Consider the following 18,932-nt stretch of genomic DNA (forward strand, 5'->3'; position numbering starts at 1 on the left):
CGGTCAGGCGCGGGCCGCGCCCCCGGGCAGGTCCGGCGTCCCGGCGGGGATGTCCGCACCGTCCTCCTCGGGCAGCGCACCGAGGGCCTCCGCGGCGGCCAGCGCCTCGGCGCCGTGCGTCTCGTCGGCGGCGATCCGCGCGGCCAGCGTCGCCAGCACCGGGGTGCGGAACACCGTCCTGACGGGCACGGGCACCCCCAGCAGGTCCTGGAGGAGGCCGGCCAGCCGGGTTCCGCTCAGCGAATCGCCGCCCAGTTTGAAGAAGTTGTCGCCGGGACCGACCCGGTCGAGGCCGAGGATGTCGGCGACGGCCGCGCACAGCACCAGCTCCAGCGCGTCGCCCGGCTCCGCCGCCACGTCCGCGGCCGCGGAGTCGTCGGCGGCCTGGCGGCTGCCGGCGGTGGAGGCGAGCAGCAACCGGTCCACCTTGCCGTTGCGGGTGAGCGGCAGCTCCTCCAGCACGGTCAGCGCGGAGGGGACCATGTACGCGGGCAGTTGCTCCGAGAGCCGGGCGAGGATCTGCTCGCCCGTGCCCTCCCGGCCGGCGACGACGTAGGCGTGCAGCCGCCGGACGCCGTGGGCGCTGGCGGGGGCGACCACCACGGCCGCCGCGACGCGCTCGTCCTGCCGCAGCGCCGCCTCGATCTCGCCGAGTTCGATCCGGTGGCCCTGGACCTTCACCTGGAAGTCGTCCCGGCCCAGGATCTCGATGCCTCCGTCCGGGAGGTAGCGCCCCAGATCCCCCGTCAGATAGGCCCGCTCACCGGTGTCCGGCAGCGCCACGAAGCGGCTGCGGGTCAGCTCCTCGTTCTTCAGGTAGCCGAGCGCCAGCCCGACGTCGCTGGCCACGGCCATCTCGCCGACCACACCCAGCGGGCGCTCATGGGAGGAGCCGTCCACGATGTAGTACCGCTGGTTGGTGATGGGCTTGCCGTACGGGATGCTGGGCCAGGCCGGGTCGACCTCGCCGATCGGCTGGAAAAGCGACCAGCAGATCGTCTCCGTCGGGCCGCCTGAGCCCACCACCTGGATGCGGGGGCACTGGGCGCGCAGCCGGTCCGGCAGGGTCAGCGGGATCCAGTCGCCGGAGAGCACCGAGAGCCGCAGGGACTCCAGCGGTCGTCCGCCGCCGCGCCGTTCACGGACCTCCGCCTCGCCGACGAGGAGTTCCATCAGCACCGGCACGGAGTTCCACAGCGTGACGCGCTCCGCGGACACCAGGTCGGCCCACACGTCGGGCTCGGCGTGCTCGAACGGCGGCGGGACGACGACGGTGCCCCCTTGCGTCAGTACGCCGAACACGTCGTAGATCGACGCGTCGAAGTGCAGTCCGGAGACGGCCAGCAACCGGTCGGCCCCGTCCACCCCGAACCGCCGGGCCACGTCGCGGATCAGGTTGACGACACCGATGTGGTCGACCATCACGCCCTTGGGCTCGCCCGTCGAACCGGAGGTGAAGATGGTGTACGCCATGTCGGCCGGGGTCTGCGCGACCTCCGGGAGTCCGGCGTCGCCGATCTCGAAGTCCTCGTCCACGCGGTAGCGGTGGGTGTTCGGCGGCCAGCCGATCCGGGACTCCAGCCGCGACTGGGTGAGCACCTTGTCCACTCCGGCGTGGGCCAGGAGCCTGCGCAGGCGCTCGGGAGGCAGGGCGGCGTCGAGCGGCAGATAGGCCGCGCCGGACGCCAGGATCCCGTACACCGCGGCGTACTGTTCCCAGCCCTTCTCCATCACGACGGCGATCAGCTCGCCCGGTTGCGCGCCGTGCTGCCGCAGCCTGCGGCCGATCCGCCAGGCGTAGGAGGCGAGTTCCGCGTAGCTGAGCCGCCGTCCTGCGTCCACGACCGCCTCGGCGTCCGGCGTGCGGGCGGCCTGTTCGGCGAACAGCTCGTGCAGGGTGGTGTACGGGATCTGGCCCGCCGTGTCGTTGACCCGGCGGCGCAGCTCGCGCTCGGCTGGGGGGATCAGGTCGAAGCGCGGGCTGTGCAGGCACTCCGGTTCCTCCACGAGGCGCCGGACGAGCGAGGCGTACGCCCCGAACGCCGCCCGGGTGAACCCGGGCGCGAAGGCGCCGTCGACGTAGTCCCAGATGATCCGCAGCTCCCCGCCGAGTTCGCGCAACTGGACGTCGAGGGACACCTGCGGGGTCTGCGAGATCGAATAGACCTCGTGCCCCAGGTCGGTGACCGGGCGGCGGGCCGGGTAGTCCAGCAGGCTGGTGACGACCACCGGCATCCCGGCCTGCGCGCCGGCGCCGTGCAGCCGGGTCAGTTCGCGCAGCACCCGGACGCCGTTGAACGCACCGTGCTCCGTGTCCCGGCGGAGCTGGTCGCGCAGGGCGTGCGCCCGGTCGAGGAAGGTGGCGCCCGAACCGTCCGCGGCCAGCATCACGGCGTTGGTGAAGTCCCCCAGCACCGAACCGATGTCCTCGTGCACCCGGGGGCGCTCGAAGACCGGGTAGTTCAGGGTGAAGTCGGTCTCCTCCGCCCAGCAGCGCACCACCTCGGCGAACGCGGCGGTGAGCAGCACCGACGGGGTCACCTCCGCCTCCCGCGCCACGTTCCTGAGGCGGTCCCAGTCCGCGGGCGACAGCCGGTGCTCGTGCCGTTCGAAGCGGACCCCGGTCCCGCCGCCCCCGCCCTTCGGCAGCGAAGGCGCCGGCGGGAGCTGGGGGACCCGCTCCAGCCAGTAGTCACGGGCCGCCCGGAACGCCTCCGTGCCGGGCATGACGTCGGCACGCCAGCGCGCGTAGTCGGCGAACGTGAGGCCGGACTCGGGCAGTTCGGCCCCGGGGTCCTCGTACAGGTCGATCAGGTCCGGGAAGAGCACCTGGAAGGCGCTGGAGGCGTCCAGCACCTGCAGATCGATGCCCAGATGGACCCGGCCCCTGCTCCCCTCGCCCGGCAGCAGCACGAACCTCAGGTCGAACAGCGGCCAGCTCCCCACCGGGAACACCCGGTGGCTCATCTCCTCGCGCAGTTCGGCGAGCCGCTGCCCGGCGTCGTCGGGGGAGAGCCCGCGCAGGTCCAGCACCGGTGTGTCGTACGGGGGAGGCTCCACGAGCACGTGCTGCGTGCCGTCGGCTGCCCCGACGGCACGCAGCATGTCGTGGCGGGCGACAACCCGGCGCCAGGCGGCGGCGAACCGCTCCGGATCCAGGTCCTCGCGCTCCCATTCGAAGTATCCGTAGCAGCCGATGCTGCCCAGCTCGACGCCCTCTCCCCGCCCGATCATCAGCGCCTGCTGCGTCTCGGTCATGGGGAAGGGGGCGGCACTGTCGGCGGGGCCGTGCAAGAGCTCGGTCATGGTCCAACTCCACTCGCTCTGAAGGGAATTCATCGGGCCGGGACTGCAGAGGCGTCGCCGCTCCGCCGGGCGGAGCGAGGGTAGGCCGCGCCGGTTAGCCGCCGGTTACGCCCCCACGGAACCGTCCGGCCGGTGCGCCCTGCGCCCGGTCGTCGGGAAGGGAGAGGGCGAAGAGCCGCACCAGCGGGTGGAACACGTAGCAGGGCCGGCCCCACTCGTCGGCGCCGCTCACCTCCAGCAGCGCCTCGTCCGCCATGGCCTCCAGCAGCAGCTCGGCCTCCCCCTCGGGCAGCCCCAGCAACCCGGCGGCGCGCACCGCGGGGAACGGCTCCGGGCCCAGGCCTCCGAGGTCCGGGAACGCCCGGCGGGCGTCCGGCCGCAGTGCCCGCCACGAGGCGAGCAGCGCGCCCTGCACGTCCAGGTCGCCCGAGTGGAGCTCCCGCAGCCGGGTGCCGGGGTCCGCCAGCCGCCGGGCGAACCGGTCCGGCGCGTAGTGCGGCCGGGCCGCTATCCGCATGCCCGCGATACGCAGTGCCAGCGGCAGCCCCGCGCAGTGCTCCACGATGACTGCCGCCGCACCGGGGGCGGCGGCGATCCGCTCCGCCCCCGCCGCCGCGGCCAGCACCTGGAGCGCCGGTCCGTCCTCCAGCGGATCGAGCGCCACGGTGTGGGCCCCGGCCACGGTGGGCAGCGCGGTGCGTCCCGTGACGAGGACGGCCGGTTCGGGGGTGTTGGGGAGCAGCGGCCCGAGCTGCGCCGCGCTCGCGGCGTTGTCCAGCAGGATGAGCAGCCGCCTGCCACCGGTGCGCTCCCGGTAGAGACGCACGAGTTCGTCGGTGTCGTCGGCCACCCCGGAGCCGACGGCCGGCCCCAGTGCCCGCAGCAGTTGCAGCAGCACCCCGCCGGCCGGCCGCGCGGTGCCGTCCGGAGTACGCAGGTCGGCGTACAGCTGCCCGTCGGGGAAGTGCCGCTTGCAGCGGTGCGCGGCGTGCACGGCGAGCGCGGTCTTGCCGACCCCGGCCATCCCCGTCACCAGCACCCTGCGGGGCCGGTCGGCCGCGGACTCGTTCGGGGTGAGCGCGCGGGACAGCAGTCCCAGTTCGCGCTCGCGGCCCGTGAAGTCCGCCGTGTCCGGGGGCAGGGTGGCGGGTACGCCACGGGTGTCCTGGTCGCCCTGGCGGCCGGCGGGCTCGGACGCCGCCGTGCCGGCCCGCCGCGGATGCCGCACCAGGGAGCCGTCCAGCAGTGCCCGGTAGGTGGCCTGCAGTTCCTCGCCCGGGTCGACGCCGAGTTCCTCGGCCAGCACCGAGCGGCCGTGGTGGTAGAGGTGGATCGCGTCGGCCTGACGTCCGCAGCGGCACAGCGCGGTCATCAGCTGGCAGCGGATCCGCTCCCGCAGCGGGAACTCCGCCACGAGGCCGGTGAGTTCGACGGTGATCTCCTCGTGGCGTCCGAGCGCGAGGTCGGCGGCGATCCGGTGCTCCAGGGTGCCGGCGCGCGCCTCCGTCAGGCAGGGGACCTCGGCGGCCGCGAGATGGTCCGTGGTGTTCGCCAGGGGAGGGCCGTTCCACCGCGCGAGGGCGCCCCGGAGAAGATCCCCGGCCTTTTCGTGGTCCTGTGCTGAAAACGCTTCCCGGCCCTCCCGATCGAGTTCCTCGAATTCGATCAGATCGAGCGAGGAATTGCCTATGGCCATGGCATATCCGGGTGGCCTGCGGTCGATGAGTATGTCGTCGCCCAGGATTTTCCGCAGCCTCGACACGTAGGTGTACAGCTGGGCGCTCGCGGTGGCGGGCGGCGTCCAGCCCCAGAGCAGCCGGCTCAGCCGGTCGTCGGAGACGACCTCCTCGCGGGCCATCAGCAGCGCTGCCAGCACGGTGTGCAGCTTGGTGCCGGAGAGCGGCACTCTGCTCCCGTGCCGGCGGACCTCGACCGGCCCGAGCACTCGGAATTCCATGGGCAGCCCCGTTCGTGATTCACGCGAAGAATCTCCGGACGACGCTAGAGGGGTGCGTTATTTTCTCGATATCGTGTCGGTTTCACGGGGGTCCCGACGCGTGAAATCGGTGGGACAAGGGATCGAAAGGAGGCGTCCCTACTGTCCGTTCGTACCGCAGCAAGCGGCAATGACGGTCCACCGATGAGGGGGAATCGCAATGCGCAGCACTCGGACGGCGAAGCGGGCGACGATGGCCGGTCTGTTCGTACTGGCGGGGCTCATCACGGGCGCCGGCACCGGACTGGGCTTCACCGCGCACTCCACAACGGTCGCGAACGCCGACGACATGCCCTGGGGCATCGTCGCACCGACGGGGCCGACCGCGGCCGCCGACGACGACATGCCCTGGGGCTGAGTCCCCGAATCCTCCGGGACCGGCTCAGTCGGACCGGTCCGCCAGGAGCAGTCGCAACGTCCGGGGTGTGAAGCATCGTTCCGTCCCGGGGACCGCGGCCGCATCCGCCCCGCCCGGCTCGCCGCGCAGCGCGGCGAGCAGCCTCAGCACCCTCTCCCGCCAGGGCTGGGCCCCGACTTCGCCGAGCGCGGCATGGGCCCGCTCGAACCTCTCCGCCGCTGCCGAGTGCCGGCCGTCCAGCGCCTCCACACAGCCGAGGTCGGTCTCCACCCGCGCGTACAGGAAGCGGTCGGACAGTTCCTCAGTGATCTCCAGGGCCTGCCTCAGCGTGCTCTCGGCCGCCGGGAGCAGGCCCTGGCTCCACTGCGTCTCGCCGAGTCCGCGCAGCGCGTGGGCCTCGCCGACCCGGTCGCCCTCCTTGCGGGACAACTGCAGCACCTCGTGGAAGGACTGGGCCGCGTCGTCCAGTTCACCCGCGCACAGCCGCGCCTCCGCGAGCCGGTACAGGTTCTGCGTCTCCGCGCGCACCGACCCGGACCGCCGGCTGAGCGTCACCGCCTCCACGGCCAGGGGGAGCGCCTGCCCCACCTGACCGCGGTCCAGCTCGATCTGCGCCAGATAGCCGAGCAGATGGGCCTGGTTGCGGGTGTCGTGCACCTCGGAGAAGCCCGCCAGCGCAGCCCGGCAGAACTCCAGTGCCCGGTCCCAGTCTCCCTGGAGCCTGGCGCACATCGCCAGGTTCCGCTGGGCGAGCGCCGCCCCGTGGACGTCGTCGCTGCCCCGCAGGAGGCGCAGTGCGGCCATGTTCCAGCCTTCGGCCTGCTCGTATCGCCGCTGGTAGATGGCGAGCGAGCCCAGCAGGCGCAGCATGGTGGCCTCGCCCACCCGGTCGCCGACGCGCCGGGCGGACGACAGGGCCGCGTCGGCGCAACGCTGCCAGTCCTCCAGGTAGTTGCGCGTCTCGAAGTGCGGCACCGTGCTCTCCGTCAGGGCCCACGCGTACCGGGCCCGGCCCGTCTCGGCCGCGTGCGCCACCACGTCCGCGACCGCGGCCCGCTCGGACTCGAACCAGTCCAGCGGCGCGGCCAGCAGTTCGTCCGCGGCACCGGGCAGGCAGGCCGGTGCCCGCTGTGCCGGACGGCCCACCGGGAAGTCCCGGCCGTCCAGCCGCCGATGTGCCTCCTCCGCGAGCCACAGCCAGGCGGCGAACGCGCGCTCCAGCGCGGCGTCGCACTGTTCCTCGGTCTCGTCGGCCTCGGCACGCTCGCGCGCGAAGAGCTGGAGCAGGTCCTGGAACCGGTACCGGGCTGGCCTGCCCGGTACCGGTTCCACGGCCTCCAGCAACTGGGCGTCCACGAGCTGGTCGAGCAGTTCCTCGGCCCGCCACAGGCTGGTGTCCACCGTGGCGGCCGCGGCCCACACCGCGAAGTCCGGGGTGCGCAGCAGTCCGAGCCTGCGGTACATCCGGGCCGCCTCCGGAGACAGGTCCCGGTACGTCAGCCGGAAGCCGGCCCGGACCCCGCCCTCCTCCGGGCTCAGCTCGTCCAGCCGCCTCCGCTGGTCGCGCAGTCTCTCGACCAGCCCGCGCACCGTGAGCCCGGGTTTGGCCGCCAGCCGTGCTCCCGCGATCCGCAGTGCCAGGGGCAGGCAGTCGCACAGCGCGCTCAGCTGCTCGAGCCCCACCGGGTCGCTGCCGAAGCGGTCGGCGCCGGCGATCTTGGTGAGCAGTGTGGTGGCCTCGGCGGGCGGGAGGACGCGCAGCCTGATCCGCAGCGCCGTGTAGTCGCCGGTCACATCGTCCAGGACCTCGCGCCCGGTGGCCAGGACGACACTGCGGCCGCCGCCCGGGAGCAGGGGCCGCAGTTGTGCGAACGACCGTACGTTGTCCAGGAGGACCAGCATTCTGCGCGTGCTGAGCAGGCTCCGGTACAGTGCCGCACGCTCGTCGAGCTCCTCCGGGATCTGGGGAGCCGGCACCCCGAGTGCGCGCAGGAAGCGGTCGAGCACGGCGGTGGGGGAGACCGGGGGGTTCTCCTCGTCGTAGCCGCGCAGATCGGCGAAGAGCTGACCGTCCGGGAAACGGTGGGCAGCCTGGCTCGCCCAGTGGACGGACAGTGCCGTCTTCCCCACCCCGCCCACGCCGACGACCGTGGCCAGAGCGGGGGCGTGGGGATGGTAAGGCTCCTTGAGCAGCCGGTCGAGCGCGGCCAGCTCCTGCTGTCGCCCGGTGAACCGCATGACGTCCGCGGGCAGTTGGGCCGGCACCGCCAGGACGCTGACCGACGCGGGCGGAGCGGTGGCGGGCGGGCGGGACAGCTCGGGCGAGTCGCGCAGGATCAGATCGTGCAACTGCTGCAGCGCGGGCCCCGGTTCGATGCCCAGTTCCTCGTTCAGCAGCCGGCGCCCCAGCCGGAACACCTCCAGTGCCTCGGCGCGCTGTCCCGAGCGGTAGAGCGCCAGCATCAGATGCTCGCGCGACTGCTCCCGCAGAGGATGCCGTGCGACGAGTTCGCCGAGTTCCCCGGTCAGCACCCGGTGTCTGCCCAGCTCCAGCATCAGACCGGCGCGCTCCTCCATGAGATCGAGCCGGAGCTGCTCCAACCTGGCCGCCTCCGCCTCGATCCGCTCGCCCGCGAGCTTGTCCAGGGCCGCCCCCCGCCACTTGCTGAGAGCCTCCTCCAGCAGCGCGCAGGCGTCCTCGGCCCGGCCGTGGCGTGCGGCGTCACGCCCCTGTTCCGCGTGCTGCAGGAACTCCACGACGTCGATGCGGTGCTCACCGCGGGCGAGTACGTAGCCGGGCGGGGACGTCAGCAGCAGATCGCTGTGGCCGGCCTCCTTGAAGGTCTTGCGCAGAGTGGCGACGCAGATGGCGATCTGGTTGCGCGCGGTGGCCGGAGGGCTCTCCGGCCACACCGCGTCCACCAGGGTGTCCACGGACACGATCCGGTCGGCGGAGAGAAGCAGCATCGCGAGTACGGTGGACTGGCGTCTGCCTTTGATCCGGACCGGCACCCCGTCTGCCTGAACCAGCAGGGGGCCGAGCATTCTGAAGACTAACTGGTTCAAAGGTCCCCCTGATGTGACCCTGATCAAGGCGCTGACGGTACAATACGGAAGCACTCGAATTCGGCCATCAACAGCCCCGCCGGCAAGGCGATTTCCGGCCCTGGCGGGTGGACCGCGGAGCGTGCGGGCGCGATGGCCCACTGGGTTTCCGCGGACTCAGGAACGGGCTTGCGGCGCGACGGCGCACAGGGCCCGCGACAGTTCCCCCAGCACTTCGATGATCTTGCGGAATCCATCCTCCCCACCCAGCTCTCCGCACAGTCGGCGGGTCAGTTCGGCCTGGCCGGGCTCGATTCCGTGCAGCACCGCCCGGCCGCCGTCGGTGGCCTCGAGCAGTTTGGCGCGCCGGTGTGCGGGGTTGTCCCGGTAGGCTGCCAGTTTCCGGCTCACCAGCACATCGGAGGTACGCTGCACGCTCTGCCGGGTGACGCCCAGGAGGCGGGCCACGGCGGAGACCGGTCGCGGCTCGGTCCCTATGGTGTTGAGGACCTGCCACTGGGCCGCGCTGAGTCCGTGCGCCAACGTCAGCCTGTTGAGCTCGGCCGTGAACCTGCCGTTCAGGTGGAGCACCGCGAGTGCGGACCGACTGAGAGCGTCGACGCTGGTCACGCCACCACGAGCGTCCTCACAGTAGTTGGCGACACGCAAAACGGCCCCCTCCGCAGGAAGTCGACACACTGAGCGTCCGTCGGTCCGCGGCCCCCGATGGTTCCGGCCACATGTTGCCGCACCGTACCGTTGGCCGAACCCAGTGTCCATGATGTGTTCGATTACCGGAATCTCGCGCGCCGCTTATGGTGAATCCGCCTCCACCGAACCCCGGGAACGGAGCAGCGTATTCATGTCTGCACCCGGCCCACGGCGGGCAGATGGCCGCGGCGGGGAGGCGAGACCCATGCCGCCCGAGCCGCGGCATCCGGTCGGCGTGAAGCACGTCGGCCCTCCGTGCGGCCGTCGTCGCGCCGACAACAGGCGCGAGCCGCCTGCTGGTCGACGTCGGCCCGTCGGAAGGGGCCGCCGGGTGTCTCGTCGGCAGTGCGGGGTCTTCGTAGTCCCTGCGGCACAGCCGCATTCCGCCGTGTAGACGCCCGTGCCGATGCCGAACCGTCGTGGACGGGGCGGGCGATGCGGCCGACGGACTCGCCGGCGGTCGAGGCGCGGTCGCCGGGCCCCGCGGGTGTGCTGCCGGGTGGGCGGGGCAACCGTACGTGGGGGAACCGAGGACCGAGGAACGCCACCGGGCCGGGTGCGGAGCGCTGAGCGCCGAGCCGGGAGCACGGACGGCCTTGCGGCGGGCCCCGGGTCCGCACGGGCCTTCCGGGCGTGGGTCCGTACGGGCCTTCCAGGCGTGGCGTCATCGGTGAGCGGTCGCTCGGCGAGTGGTCGTTCGCCGGGCGGTGGTCGTTCGGCAGTGGTCACTTGCGGGGCGGCGGTCGTTCGGCGGGCGGTCATTTTTCGGGCGGGCGTTCGGCGAGCGGTCATTCCGGTGACCCGTGCGGAAATGAGGCCGGCCCGGTATTCGCGCGGCGAATACCGGGCCTCGGGGCCGGAAGCCCCCGCCTCAGCGGTGAAAGGCGTCCTTGGTCTTCTCCTTCGCCTCGCGCATATCGCCCTTCGACTGTTCGGCGCGCCCCTCGGCGGTCATCCGCTCGTTGCCGACCGCGCGTCCCGCGATCTCCTTCACCTTGCCCTTGGCCTGCTCGATCCTGGCCTGGGTCTTCTCGTTCGCAGCCATGACTCTCACTTCCCGGAAGTCGACGACGGATGCACTGCGTCGACTAATACTCCAGCTGTAGATCGTGATCTTGCTGGGGGCGTGATCGAGAGCCTCAGCTGGCCGATGTGCGTGTTGCGCTGAGGGGTCTGGGGCGTTGGGCCAGTCTTGAGCCCGTCGGGACCGTAGCAGTGGGCCCGCGCCCCAGGTGTCGATGGCTGCACGTACGGTCTGCGCATGACTGATCAGTGGTGGGTGGGCGTGCGTCAGCGGCTCGAGGCGGCGGGTGCAGGGCCTTCCGGCAGCAGGGTGTTTGGGGCATTGGGGCACAGGTGGATCGTGGAGGACCCGCTTACCCAGGGTGAGCTTGCCGAACTCGAGGCTCAGACGGACGTGCGGCTGCCGGAGGAGTACCGGACATTCCTGCTCCACGTCGGTGCGGGTGGCGCCGGCCCCGCGTACGGCCTGTTCCCAGTTCGGCGCGTGCAAGGCCGCTGGCGTTGGGAAGGCGACGGCGCGGACCTGGCCGACCTGACGAGACTTGCCGCGCCGTTTCCCGACCAGGGCCCGGACCCGAAACTGCTCGACGACCTTCTTGCCCAACGCCCCGAGGAAGAGGACTTCGACGACATCGAGGACTTCGACGACGCCATCGAGGCTTGGGACGAGCGGTGGGAGGCCATCATGTTCGCCCCGGAGCGCACCGCCGGCGCCATCGTGATCTCCCACCTGGGCTGCGCCCAGAGAGAATGGCTGATCATCAACGGCAGCCACCGTGGCACGATCTGGTCCGATTGCCGGGTGGACGACGTCGACCTCGCCCCGCTGCTCGACGACGACGGTACGCCGGTGACGTTCGCCCGCTGGTACACCGACTGGCTGGAGAAAGCCGAGCGCACAGCCCTGTCGGCACCGTAGGCCCATCGGCCTGTGCTGTTGAGCGTTACGGTGAAACGGGCTAAGCAGGGCCCTCAGCCAAGGTGGGCCGGTGTGGAGACGGGTGCGGCCACCGTTGATCATCGTGACTTGTGTGGAGTAACGATGAGACGGTGGCCGCAGGTCACAGCATAGATCCCGTCCGTTGGCGGGATGCGTTCGAGGTGGCCATGGGCCGGATCGCGGGCCGGTTCGTCCGGGTCGAACCACGGCAACGGGCCGGGCGGTTGGTGCTGGGCCTGCTGGCGGACCTGCCGCGCAAGAACTGCTGGACGATCGCGGAGTGGGCCGGGGAGGCCAGCCCGCACGGCATGCAGCATCTGCTGTGCCGAGCCGTTTGGGATGCCGACGGCATCCGTGACGACGTGCGCGAATACGTCGTCGAGCACCTCTATGACGAGGCTGCGGTCCTGGTTGTCGACGAGACCGGCGACGTGAAGAAGGGCACCCACACGGTCGGGGTCCAGCGCCAGTACACCGGCACCGCCGGCCGGATCGAGAACTCCCAGGTCGCGGTCTACCTCGTCTACGCCGGGACGCGCGGGCACGCGGCGGTCGACCGCGAGCTGTACATCCCGCGCTCCTGGACGTCCGACCCGGACCGCTGCCGGGCAGCCGGACTCGGCCAGGACACCGTCTTCGCGACCAAGCCGGAACTGGCCCGCACGATGATCGAACGGTTCCTGGACGCCGGACACCACGTCGGCTGGGTCACCGGGGACGAGGTCTACGGCGGCAACCCAAGACTCCGTACGGCTCTGGAGGAACGCGGCATCGGCTATGTCCTCGCGGTGGCCTGCTCGGCCGAAGTGTCCACCGGCGCAGGCAAGTTCCGCGCCGATGCCCTGGCGGCGAAGGTGCCGAAGCGGGCCTGGCAGAAGCTTTCGGCCGGACACGGCGCGAAGGGGCAGCGATTCTACGACTGGGCCGTCATCGACCTCGCCGACGAAGCCCCGGGCCACCACCAGCTGCTGATCCGCCGCAACCGCAGCACCGGTGAACTCGCCTACTACCGCTGTCACTCCACCACGCCGGCATCCCTGGCCACCCTGGTCAAGGTCGCAGGTTCCAGATGGCGGGTGGAGGAGACCTTCCAAACAGAGAAGGGACTGGCCGGGCTGGATGAGCACCAGGTCCGCCGCTACCCCTCGTGGGCCCGCTGGGTCACCCTCGCGATGCTGGCCCACGCCTTCCTCGCCGTCGTCCGCGCCGACGAACACGCACACCGACCCACGCCGGACGACCTGATCCCGCTGTCCTGCAACGAGATCTGCCGCCTGTTCATCGCGCTCGTCGTCCGGCCCGTCCTCGACGCGGCCCACCGGCTTGCCTGGTCCGACTGGCGCCGCCGCCACCAGGCACGATCACGCACCAGTCACTACCGGCGGCAAGCCGCATCCCAGACATGAAGATCACGATCTACAGCTGGAGTACTAACCGGAGCCCGCGCCGTCAAACGCACCGGTCCGCGCGGGAAGAGACGGCGGATTGATCGGCCGAGCCGCAGGTGTGAATTCGCGGAGCCCGGGCAACCGTGGCTTCGGAGGTTGATAAACATGGTCCCGTTGCTGCTGGTTCTCATACTCGCCGCGCTGCTTTTCGGTGCTGGATTCGCTCTCGAAGCGCTCTGGTGGATCGCCGCGATCGTCCTCGTCGTCTGGCTGCTCGGTTTCGTCATCCGGCCGGCCGGGCCCGGTGGCGGCCGCGGACGCTGGTACCGCTGGTAAGGCGGCTCCGGCCGCCGACTGCCCGAACACGGGTGCCCCGGAAGGACCTTCCGGGGCACCCGTGTTCCCGTGTCCGGACGGCGCCCGAACGAACCCCGTGGATCAGGAGCGGCGGCGCGGCTTGCCGGGCCGGGCACCCTTGCGTCCGGCGGGAGCGCCGCCACGCCCGGTGGCTGCACTGCGCCGTCCCCCGGTCGCGGTCTTGCCGCCGGCCGCCTCGCGCGCCGGGCGGCCGGAGCGCCGGGCCCTGTCCTTCGGCTGGTCCTTCGGGTGCTCGGCGGGGGAGGGGCGGCGGCCCCGCGTGCTGTTGACGGTCCTTCCGCGGACGATGCCGATGAAGTCGTCCACCAGATCGGTGGTCCGCTCCTCGGGCCAGGACAGGGCGACGCCAGACTGGGGGGCGTCGGTGACCGGGCGGTACGTGAGGTCCCTGCGGTGGTGCAGACGGGCGAGGGACTGCGGGACCACCAGCACACCCACCCCCGCGGCCACGAGCTCGATCGCGTCCGCGGTCGTCGCCGGCCGCTCGATCGCGGGACGTCCCGGGAAGTCCAGCCACTCGAGGGTGTCGTCCAGCGGGTGGAACACGATGTCCTCGGCGAGGTCCTCCAGGGACACCTCGTCGACGGCCGCGATCGCGTGGTCCTTCGGCACGACGACCACCGTCGTCTCCGTGTAGAGCGGGATGGCGCTGAAGACGGCGCGGTCGACGGGCAGCCGCACCACACCGGCGTCGGCGCCCCCGTCGCGCAACAGCCCCGGCGCCTCGGCGGCCGGCACCGCGACGAGGTGCAGCGGGACGTCGGGCAGCCGCTCCTGCCAGATCCGCACCCATTTGCCAGGAGTCACGCCGGGTACGTAGGCGAGCCTGAACGAGGGGGGAGCTTCCGAGCCAGTCACCGCTCCAGGTTATCCGGCGTGGTCGGAGCTCGTGCACGCGCTCGATATCCTTGACCCATGACGTCGCACCACGGCACCCAGACCATGAAGCCCGCCACGGCGGCCAAGAAGCTGGGTGTGTACCTCGAAGCCACCCCTGCGGAGTTCCGGGAGGGCGTCGTCTCGCGCGACGAACTCAACGCGCTCCAGTCCGACCCGCCCGAGTGGCTCCGCGAGCTGCGGCGCAACGGCCCGCACCCCCGCCCCGTGGTCGCGGCGAAGCTGGGCGTCTCCATCTCCGGTCTGGCCCGTGGTGGTGTCACCGAGGCCCTGACCACGGAGCAGATCGAGGCGCTGAAGCAGGAGAGCCCCGAGTGGCTCCGGCGGGAGCGCGCGACCCAGGCCGAGGTGCGCAAGGAGGCCGTGCGCCTCAAGGAGAAGCGCACCGAGAAGGACACGGAGGCCGAGGGGCGTTCCTGACGGCAGGCACGCAGGCGGGCCGGGCGCCCCGGCCGGAGCCGCCCCGCGCCGCCGGGTGACCACCGGCGTCAGTCCGTGATCCTCGTCCATGCGGTCGTGCCGAGCAGGCCCGTCTCGCCGATGTCGAGGCCGCCTTCCGGCTCCACGGTCTGCCGGTCGGCACCGACGCTCGGGCCGATCTCCACGTACACCCCGCTGCCCCGCAGGGACGCCGCGTCGACGGCGGAGTAGCGCCAGACGAACACGCTGCGTGCCGACTCCCCGGGGCGCAGCGGGACCGGGTGCGGACCGGGGTCGTCGAGCCGGGTGATCGGTTCCGGCCCCTTGAGTACCATCACGTCCATGGGCCGGTGGTCCACGTCGCGCACCCGGACGTCCGGATAGCCGTTCAGCCGCTGAACGCGAGTGCCGCAGTTGGTGATCGTGACGGGCATGGCGCGCAGGCCCATGGTGGCGCTGACCATGCCGGTCGACACCCGTATGCCCGAGGCCGGGCAGTTGTGCGCTCCGGGCGGAGGCCGCTCCACGCCGGCTTCCCGCGAGGGATCCCGCACACCGGACGACGGCCGGGAGTCGGGAGGACCGGGTGCGCGAGGACCGGACGCCGGGTGCGGTGGGCGGGCGTCCGCTCCCGTCCGGGCGGGATCGGCCTCGCGGTCCAGCTCTGCCGACAGCCCGCACCCGGTGGCCAGGACCGCGGCCGACGCCGCGAGGGTCGCCGCACGCCTCAGCTCTCCGCCGTTCATGCCGTGATCATGGCACGCCGCTGCCACCGTGCGGCGGGGGATTCGGGAGCCCGCTTCCGCAGGGGGCCGGTCCGCGCCCCGACGGTCCGCGCCATCGTGCCGGTGTCGGCAGGGCCGCTCCAACGGCTCGGCTTCACCGCCGACTTCGCGGGTGGACCGCCCACCGCACGCACCGTCCCACCGGACGCCGTCGCTCGGACCGTGCGGCGGGGGATTCGGGAGCCCGCTTCCGCAGGGGGCCGGTCCGCGCCCCGACGGTCCGCGCCATCGTGCCGGTGTCGGCAGGGCCGCTCCAACGGCTCGGCTTCACCGCCGACTTCGCGGGTGGACCGCCCACCGCACGCACCGTCCCACCGGACGCCGTCGCTCGGACCGTCCGGCGGGACGGTGCCGCCCGAACCGTCCCGTGGGCGGGGTGACGGCGTCCGGGGCACCTTGAGGCGGCCCGCGGCGGCGGACCCGGCGGTGGCCCGCGGGGACCCTCGCCGCCGGGGAGCGGTGAGCCATGGCCCGTTCGCCCGTCGCCACCCGCGTACGGCTGGCCGACGACATCGCGGAGCAGCTCCGGCACCGGGACCCGCCGCGGCGGCGGAGGAGACCGCCGTGCACATCCGGGACTGCCGTGACCCCCGGACGCGCGCCCGGCCGACCGAGGACGCCGAGGCCGGTCACGGCGGCCGGGATCCCCGATGCCCCCGCCGTCGCCCGGCTGTCCGGCGGGGGGTCGGCTTCGGCCGCGCGGCGGGCTCCGCACCGGACGGCGGACCGGGCGTCCGGCGCGGCCGTGCACCTGCCGGGACCGCCGCGGGCCGCGTGGTCCGTCCCTCCGCCCGGAACCGGAGGGCGGGTGCGGCCGGGAGGGCCCGAGCCGCCGCTCCGGCCGTGCGGACCCGGTCACGCGACCGTCGCCGACGGCGCGGGCCGGGGCCAGAGCCGCGTCGGAACGACCGGCGAAGAAGATCCGAATTGCCCCGATTGGTCGATATCGGTCAGGCTTGTACTGGCAGGACGGGAGCAGACCCGTGCGTGGACGGCAGGAGCAGGCCGCAAGGCGTCCGGGGTACGGCGCCGGAGCAGGCGCGCGGCGCCGGCGCCGGCGGTCCGTGGCCTGCCGGACCGCCGGACGCGGCGACCACCGGTGCCGTACGGCCGGCGGGCGCGGTGACCACTGGTGCGTACGGCCGCCGGGCGCGGTGTCGCCTCTGCGTATGCGTGTGCCCGCGCCCACCGACCTGAGTATCCGCTTCCCGACCTGTGAACCGCACGTCGTGCGACGAAGGAGAACCTCATGGCCAAGGCAGTCGGAATCGACCTGGGGACCACCAACTCGGTGATCGCGGCATGGGAGGGGGGAGAGGCCGCAGTCCTCCCGAATTCCGAGGGCAGCCGCACGACCCCGTCCGTCGTCGCCTTCACCGACACCGGGGAACGGCTCGTCGGCCAGCTGGCCCGCCGCCAGGCGATCCTCAACCCCAAGGGCACGATCTACTCGGCCAAGCGCTTCATCGGCCGCCGATACGACGAGATCTCCGACGAGGCCAAGGCCGTCGCGTTCGACGTCGTTCCGGACGAGCACGGCAACGCGCGCTTCGAGGTGCGGGGCAAGCTGTACTCGCCGGAGGAGATCAGCGCGCTGGTGCTGCGCAAACTGGCCGACGACGCGGGCAAGCAGCTGGGGGAGCGGGTGACCGAGGCGGTCATCACCGTTCCCGCGTACTTCAACGACGCCCAGCGCCAGGCCACCAAGGACGCCGGGAAGATCGCCGGTCTGGAAGTGCTCCGCATCATCAACGAGCCGACCGCCGCGGCCCTCGCCTACGGCCTGGACAAGAAGGGCCACGAGACGGTCCTGGTGTTCGACCTCGGCGGCGGCACGTTCGACGTGAGCCTGCTCGACGTCGGCGACGGCGTGGTCGAGGTCCGGTCCACCGCCGGTGACAGCCACCTCGGCGGCGACGACTTCGACCGGCGCCTGGTCGACCACCTGGCCGACAAGTTCCAGCAGGACAACGGCATCGACCTGCGCCAGGACCCCCAGGCGCTGCAGCGGCTGTTCGAGGCCGCGGAGAAAGCCAAGGTCGAACTGAGCTCCGTGACCCAGACGCAGGTGAGCCTGCCGTTCATCACCGCCGACGCGGCCGGCCCCAAGCACCTGACGGAAACCGTCATGCGGTCCACGTTCGAGCAGATCACCGCGGACCTCGTCGAGCGGACGCTGGAACCCGTCAAGCAGGCCATGGCGGACGCCAAGGTCACCGAGAACGACATAGACGAGGTCATCCTCGTCGGCGGATCCACCCGCATCCCTGCCGTGCAGGCCCTCGTCCGCCGGCTGACGGGCGGCAAGGAGCCGAACATGAGCGTGAACCCCGACGAGGTCGTGGCCCTGGGTGCCGCGATCCAGGCGGGCGTGCTCAAGGGCGAGGTCAAGGACGTCCTGCTGCTCGACGTGACCCCGCTGTCGCTGGGAGTGGAGACCCGCGGCGGCGTGATGACCAAGCTCGTCGAACGGAACACGACGGTCCCCGTCCGCCGTACGCAGACGTTCTCCACCGCCGAGGACAACCAGCCGGCCGTCGACGTCGTCGCCCTCCAGGGCGAGCGGGAGATGGCCGCCGACAACCGCGTCCTCGGGCGCTTCCAGCTGAAGGACATCCGGCCGGCCCCTCGGGGCGAGCCGCAGATCGAGGTCACCTTCGACGTCGACGCCAACGGCATCCTGAACGTCACCGCACGCGACAAGAACACGGGAGCCGAGCAGGGCATCACCATCAGCGAGGGCTCCAACCTCGACCAGGGCGAGGTGGAGCGGATGGTCCAGGAGGCCGAGCGCCACCGTGGCGAGGACGCCGCACTGCGCGAGGCGGTCGACGCCCGCAACGAACTGGACGCCGTGGCCTACCAGGTCGAGCGCCGACTGCAGGACCTGGGCGACACCGCGCCGCCGCACGAGAAGGCCAGGGCGGAGATCCTGGTCGGCGACGCCCGGGGGGCCGTGCGGGAGGAGGCGCCGGTCGACCGGGTCAGGTCACTGACGTCCGAACTGCAGCAGATCCACGCCTCGTTGTCCGCCCACCGGGCCGGCGCCGCCGGAGCCGCGACGGGCGCGGCGGGAACGGGGCCCGACGACGGTGCGTCGGTCGGTGCCGGAGGGGCCGGCGACGACGTGATCGACGCCGAGTTCGACAAGGGCTGAGACGGCACATGACCACCGACGACGTACCCGTTCCGCCGGAGGAGCCCCCCCGGGCACCGGCCGCGGAGGCACAGCCGGACATCGGGGAACCCGCCGAGGAACTCGACGAGATCCGGGACCGCTGGCGGCGCTCCCTCGCGGATCTGGACAACCTCCGCAAGCGCCATGCGCGAGAGCTGCAACGCGAGCGGAGCGACGAACGGGCCCGTACGTCCGCGGCCTGGCTGCCCGTGGTCGACAACCTCGAACTCGCGCTCCAGCACGCGGGGTCCGACCCGTCCGCCGTGCTGGAGGGAGTCGAGGCCGTGCGCGACCTGGCCGTCGACGTCCTCCGGGGGCTCGGATACCCCCGCTACGAGGAGACGGGAGTGCCGTTCGACCCGGCCAGGCACGAGGTCGTCGGTCTCGTCGACGACCCCGAGGCCGCCCCCAACACCGTGGTCCGGGTGCAGCGGCCCGGTTACGGCGAGGGCGACCGGCAGCTGCGTCCCGCGTCCGTCGTGGTGAACAAGCGGCGGGAGTGACGCC

Annotated in this window: 14 protein-coding genes; 7 read left to right on the forward strand and 7 right to left on the reverse strand. The window is 72.3% G+C overall.

Annotated features, from left to right (window positions below):
* Positions 1–3: 3 nt before the first annotated feature.
* Positions 4–3,306, reverse strand: coding sequence for a non-ribosomal peptide synthetase (locus tag FEF34_RS34515; RefSeq protein ID WP_171053207.1), 3,303 nt, complete (start codon positions 3,304–3,306; stop codon positions 4–6).
* Between the two features lie 94 nt (positions 3,307–3,400).
* Positions 3,401–5,263, reverse strand: a complete 1,863-nt coding sequence (locus FEF34_RS34520; protein ID WP_138056668.1) for an AfsR/SARP family transcriptional regulator — start codon at positions 5,261–5,263, stop codon at positions 3,401–3,403.
* Positions 5,264–5,462: 199 nt separating this feature from the next.
* On the opposite strand from FEF34_RS34520, the gene FEF34_RS34525 reads away from it, so the two are divergent.
* Entirely contained in the window at positions 5,463–5,660 is a 198-nt protein-coding gene (locus tag FEF34_RS34525) for a hypothetical protein (RefSeq protein WP_138056669.1), read from the forward strand.
* Positions 5,661–5,684: 24 nt separating this feature from the next.
* On the opposite strand, the gene FEF34_RS34530 is transcribed toward FEF34_RS34525, so the two are convergent.
* The 3 genes from FEF34_RS34530 to FEF34_RS34540 form a co-directional block, all read right to left on the reverse strand.
* Positions 5,685–8,705, reverse strand: a complete 3,021-nt coding sequence (locus tag FEF34_RS34530) for an AfsR/SARP family transcriptional regulator (RefSeq protein ID WP_267905300.1) — start codon at positions 8,703–8,705, stop codon at positions 5,685–5,687.
* Between the two features lie 177 nt (positions 8,706–8,882).
* A complete protein-coding gene (locus FEF34_RS34535) occupies positions 8,883–9,335 on the reverse strand; it encodes a MarR family winged helix-turn-helix transcriptional regulator (protein WP_234042663.1) in 453 nt (150 codons plus the stop codon).
* Between the two features lie 952 nt (positions 9,336–10,287).
* Positions 10,288–10,461 carry a CsbD family protein gene (locus FEF34_RS34540; protein WP_138056672.1) on the reverse strand — a complete coding sequence of 58 codons (174 nt, stop codon included), beginning with the start codon at positions 10,459–10,461 and terminating at the stop codon, positions 10,288–10,290.
* Positions 10,462–10,677: 216 nt separating this feature from the next.
* On the opposite strand from FEF34_RS34540, the gene FEF34_RS34545 reads away from it, so the two are divergent.
* From FEF34_RS34545 to FEF34_RS34555, 3 genes are all read left to right on the forward strand, one after another.
* Positions 10,678–11,358, forward strand: a complete 681-nt coding sequence (locus tag FEF34_RS34545) for an SMI1/KNR4 family protein (protein WP_138051842.1) — start codon at positions 10,678–10,680, stop codon at positions 11,356–11,358.
* Between the two features lie 188 nt (positions 11,359–11,546).
* Positions 11,547–12,785, forward strand: a complete 1,239-nt coding sequence (locus tag FEF34_RS34550; protein WP_138051843.1) for an IS701 family transposase — start codon at positions 11,547–11,549, stop codon at positions 12,783–12,785.
* Between the two features lie 147 nt (positions 12,786–12,932).
* The gene (locus FEF34_RS34555; protein WP_109294168.1) at positions 12,933–13,103 is read left to right on the forward strand and encodes a hydrophobic protein; all 171 of its coding nucleotides are present in this window, start codon (positions 12,933–12,935) and stop codon (positions 13,101–13,103) included.
* 102 nt (positions 13,104–13,205) lie between these two features.
* Here the strand turns inward: FEF34_RS34555 and FEF34_RS34560 are convergent, their stop codons facing one another.
* Positions 13,206–14,003: a LysR substrate-binding domain-containing protein gene (locus FEF34_RS34560; protein WP_138056673.1), complete on the reverse strand. Its 798-nt coding sequence runs from the start codon at positions 14,001–14,003 to the stop codon at positions 13,206–13,208.
* Between the two features lie 57 nt (positions 14,004–14,060).
* Between FEF34_RS34560 and FEF34_RS34565 the strand changes: the two genes are divergently transcribed.
* Positions 14,061–14,462 (forward strand): DUF5997 family protein, encoded by a 402-nt coding sequence (locus tag FEF34_RS34565; protein WP_138056674.1) that lies wholly within the window; start codon positions 14,061–14,063, stop codon positions 14,460–14,462.
* Positions 14,463–14,530: 68 nt separating this feature from the next.
* On the opposite strand, the gene FEF34_RS34570 is transcribed toward FEF34_RS34565, so the two are convergent.
* Positions 14,531–15,208, reverse strand: coding sequence for a DUF4232 domain-containing protein (locus FEF34_RS34570; RefSeq protein WP_138056675.1), 678 nt, complete (start codon positions 15,206–15,208; stop codon positions 14,531–14,533).
* 1,288 nt (positions 15,209–16,496) lie between these two features.
* Between FEF34_RS34570 and dnaK the strand changes: the two genes are divergently transcribed.
* Positions 16,497–18,404: a molecular chaperone DnaK gene (gene dnaK / locus FEF34_RS34575; protein ID WP_138056676.1), complete on the forward strand. Its 1,908-nt coding sequence runs from the start codon at positions 16,497–16,499 to the stop codon at positions 18,402–18,404.
* Between the two features lie 8 nt (positions 18,405–18,412).
* Complete coding sequence (locus FEF34_RS34580) at positions 18,413–18,928, forward strand: nucleotide exchange factor GrpE (protein WP_138056677.1); 516 nt, start codon at positions 18,413–18,415, stop codon at positions 18,926–18,928.
* The last annotated feature ends 4 nt before the right edge of the window (positions 18,929–18,932 follow it).

This window comes from Streptomyces marianii, from assembly GCF_005795905.1.
Classification (GTDB): domain Bacteria; phylum Actinomycetota; class Actinomycetes; order Streptomycetales; family Streptomycetaceae; genus Streptomyces; species Streptomyces marianii.

Bases quoted from the DNA above. Each gene is read 5' to 3' on its own strand.
- FEF34_RS34580 (WP_138056677.1), top strand. From the start codon at position 18,413: ATGACCACCGACGACGTACCCGTTCCGCCGGAGGAGCCCCCCCGGGCA.
- FEF34_RS34520 (WP_138056668.1), bottom strand. From the start codon at position 5,263: ATGGAATTCCGAGTGCTCGGGCCGGTCGAGGTCCGCCGGCACGGGAGC.
- FEF34_RS34570 (WP_138056675.1), bottom strand. From the start codon at position 15,208: ATGAACGGCGGAGAGCTGAGGCGTGCGGCGACCCTCGCGGCGTCGGCC.
- dnaK (WP_138056676.1), top strand. From the start codon at position 16,497: ATGGCCAAGGCAGTCGGAATCGACCTGGGGACCACCAACTCGGTGATC.
- FEF34_RS34515 (WP_171053207.1), bottom strand. From the start codon at position 3,306: ATGACCGAGCTCTTGCACGGCCCCGCCGACAGTGCCGCCCCCTTCCCC.
- FEF34_RS34545 (WP_138051842.1), top strand. From the start codon at position 10,678: ATGACTGATCAGTGGTGGGTGGGCGTGCGTCAGCGGCTCGAGGCGGCG.
- FEF34_RS34530 (WP_267905300.1), bottom strand. From the start codon at position 8,705: ATGCTCGGCCCCCTGCTGGTTCAGGCAGACGGGGTGCCGGTCCGGATC.
- FEF34_RS34540 (WP_138056672.1), bottom strand. From the start codon at position 10,461: ATGGCTGCGAACGAGAAGACCCAGGCCAGGATCGAGCAGGCCAAGGGC.
- FEF34_RS34565 (WP_138056674.1), top strand. From the start codon at position 14,061: ATGACGTCGCACCACGGCACCCAGACCATGAAGCCCGCCACGGCGGCC.
- FEF34_RS34525 (WP_138056669.1), top strand. From the start codon at position 5,463: ATGCGCAGCACTCGGACGGCGAAGCGGGCGACGATGGCCGGTCTGTTC.
- FEF34_RS34555 (WP_109294168.1), top strand. From the start codon at position 12,933: ATGGTCCCGTTGCTGCTGGTTCTCATACTCGCCGCGCTGCTTTTCGGT.
- FEF34_RS34550 (WP_138051843.1), top strand. From the start codon at position 11,547: ATGGGCCGGATCGCGGGCCGGTTCGTCCGGGTCGAACCACGGCAACGG.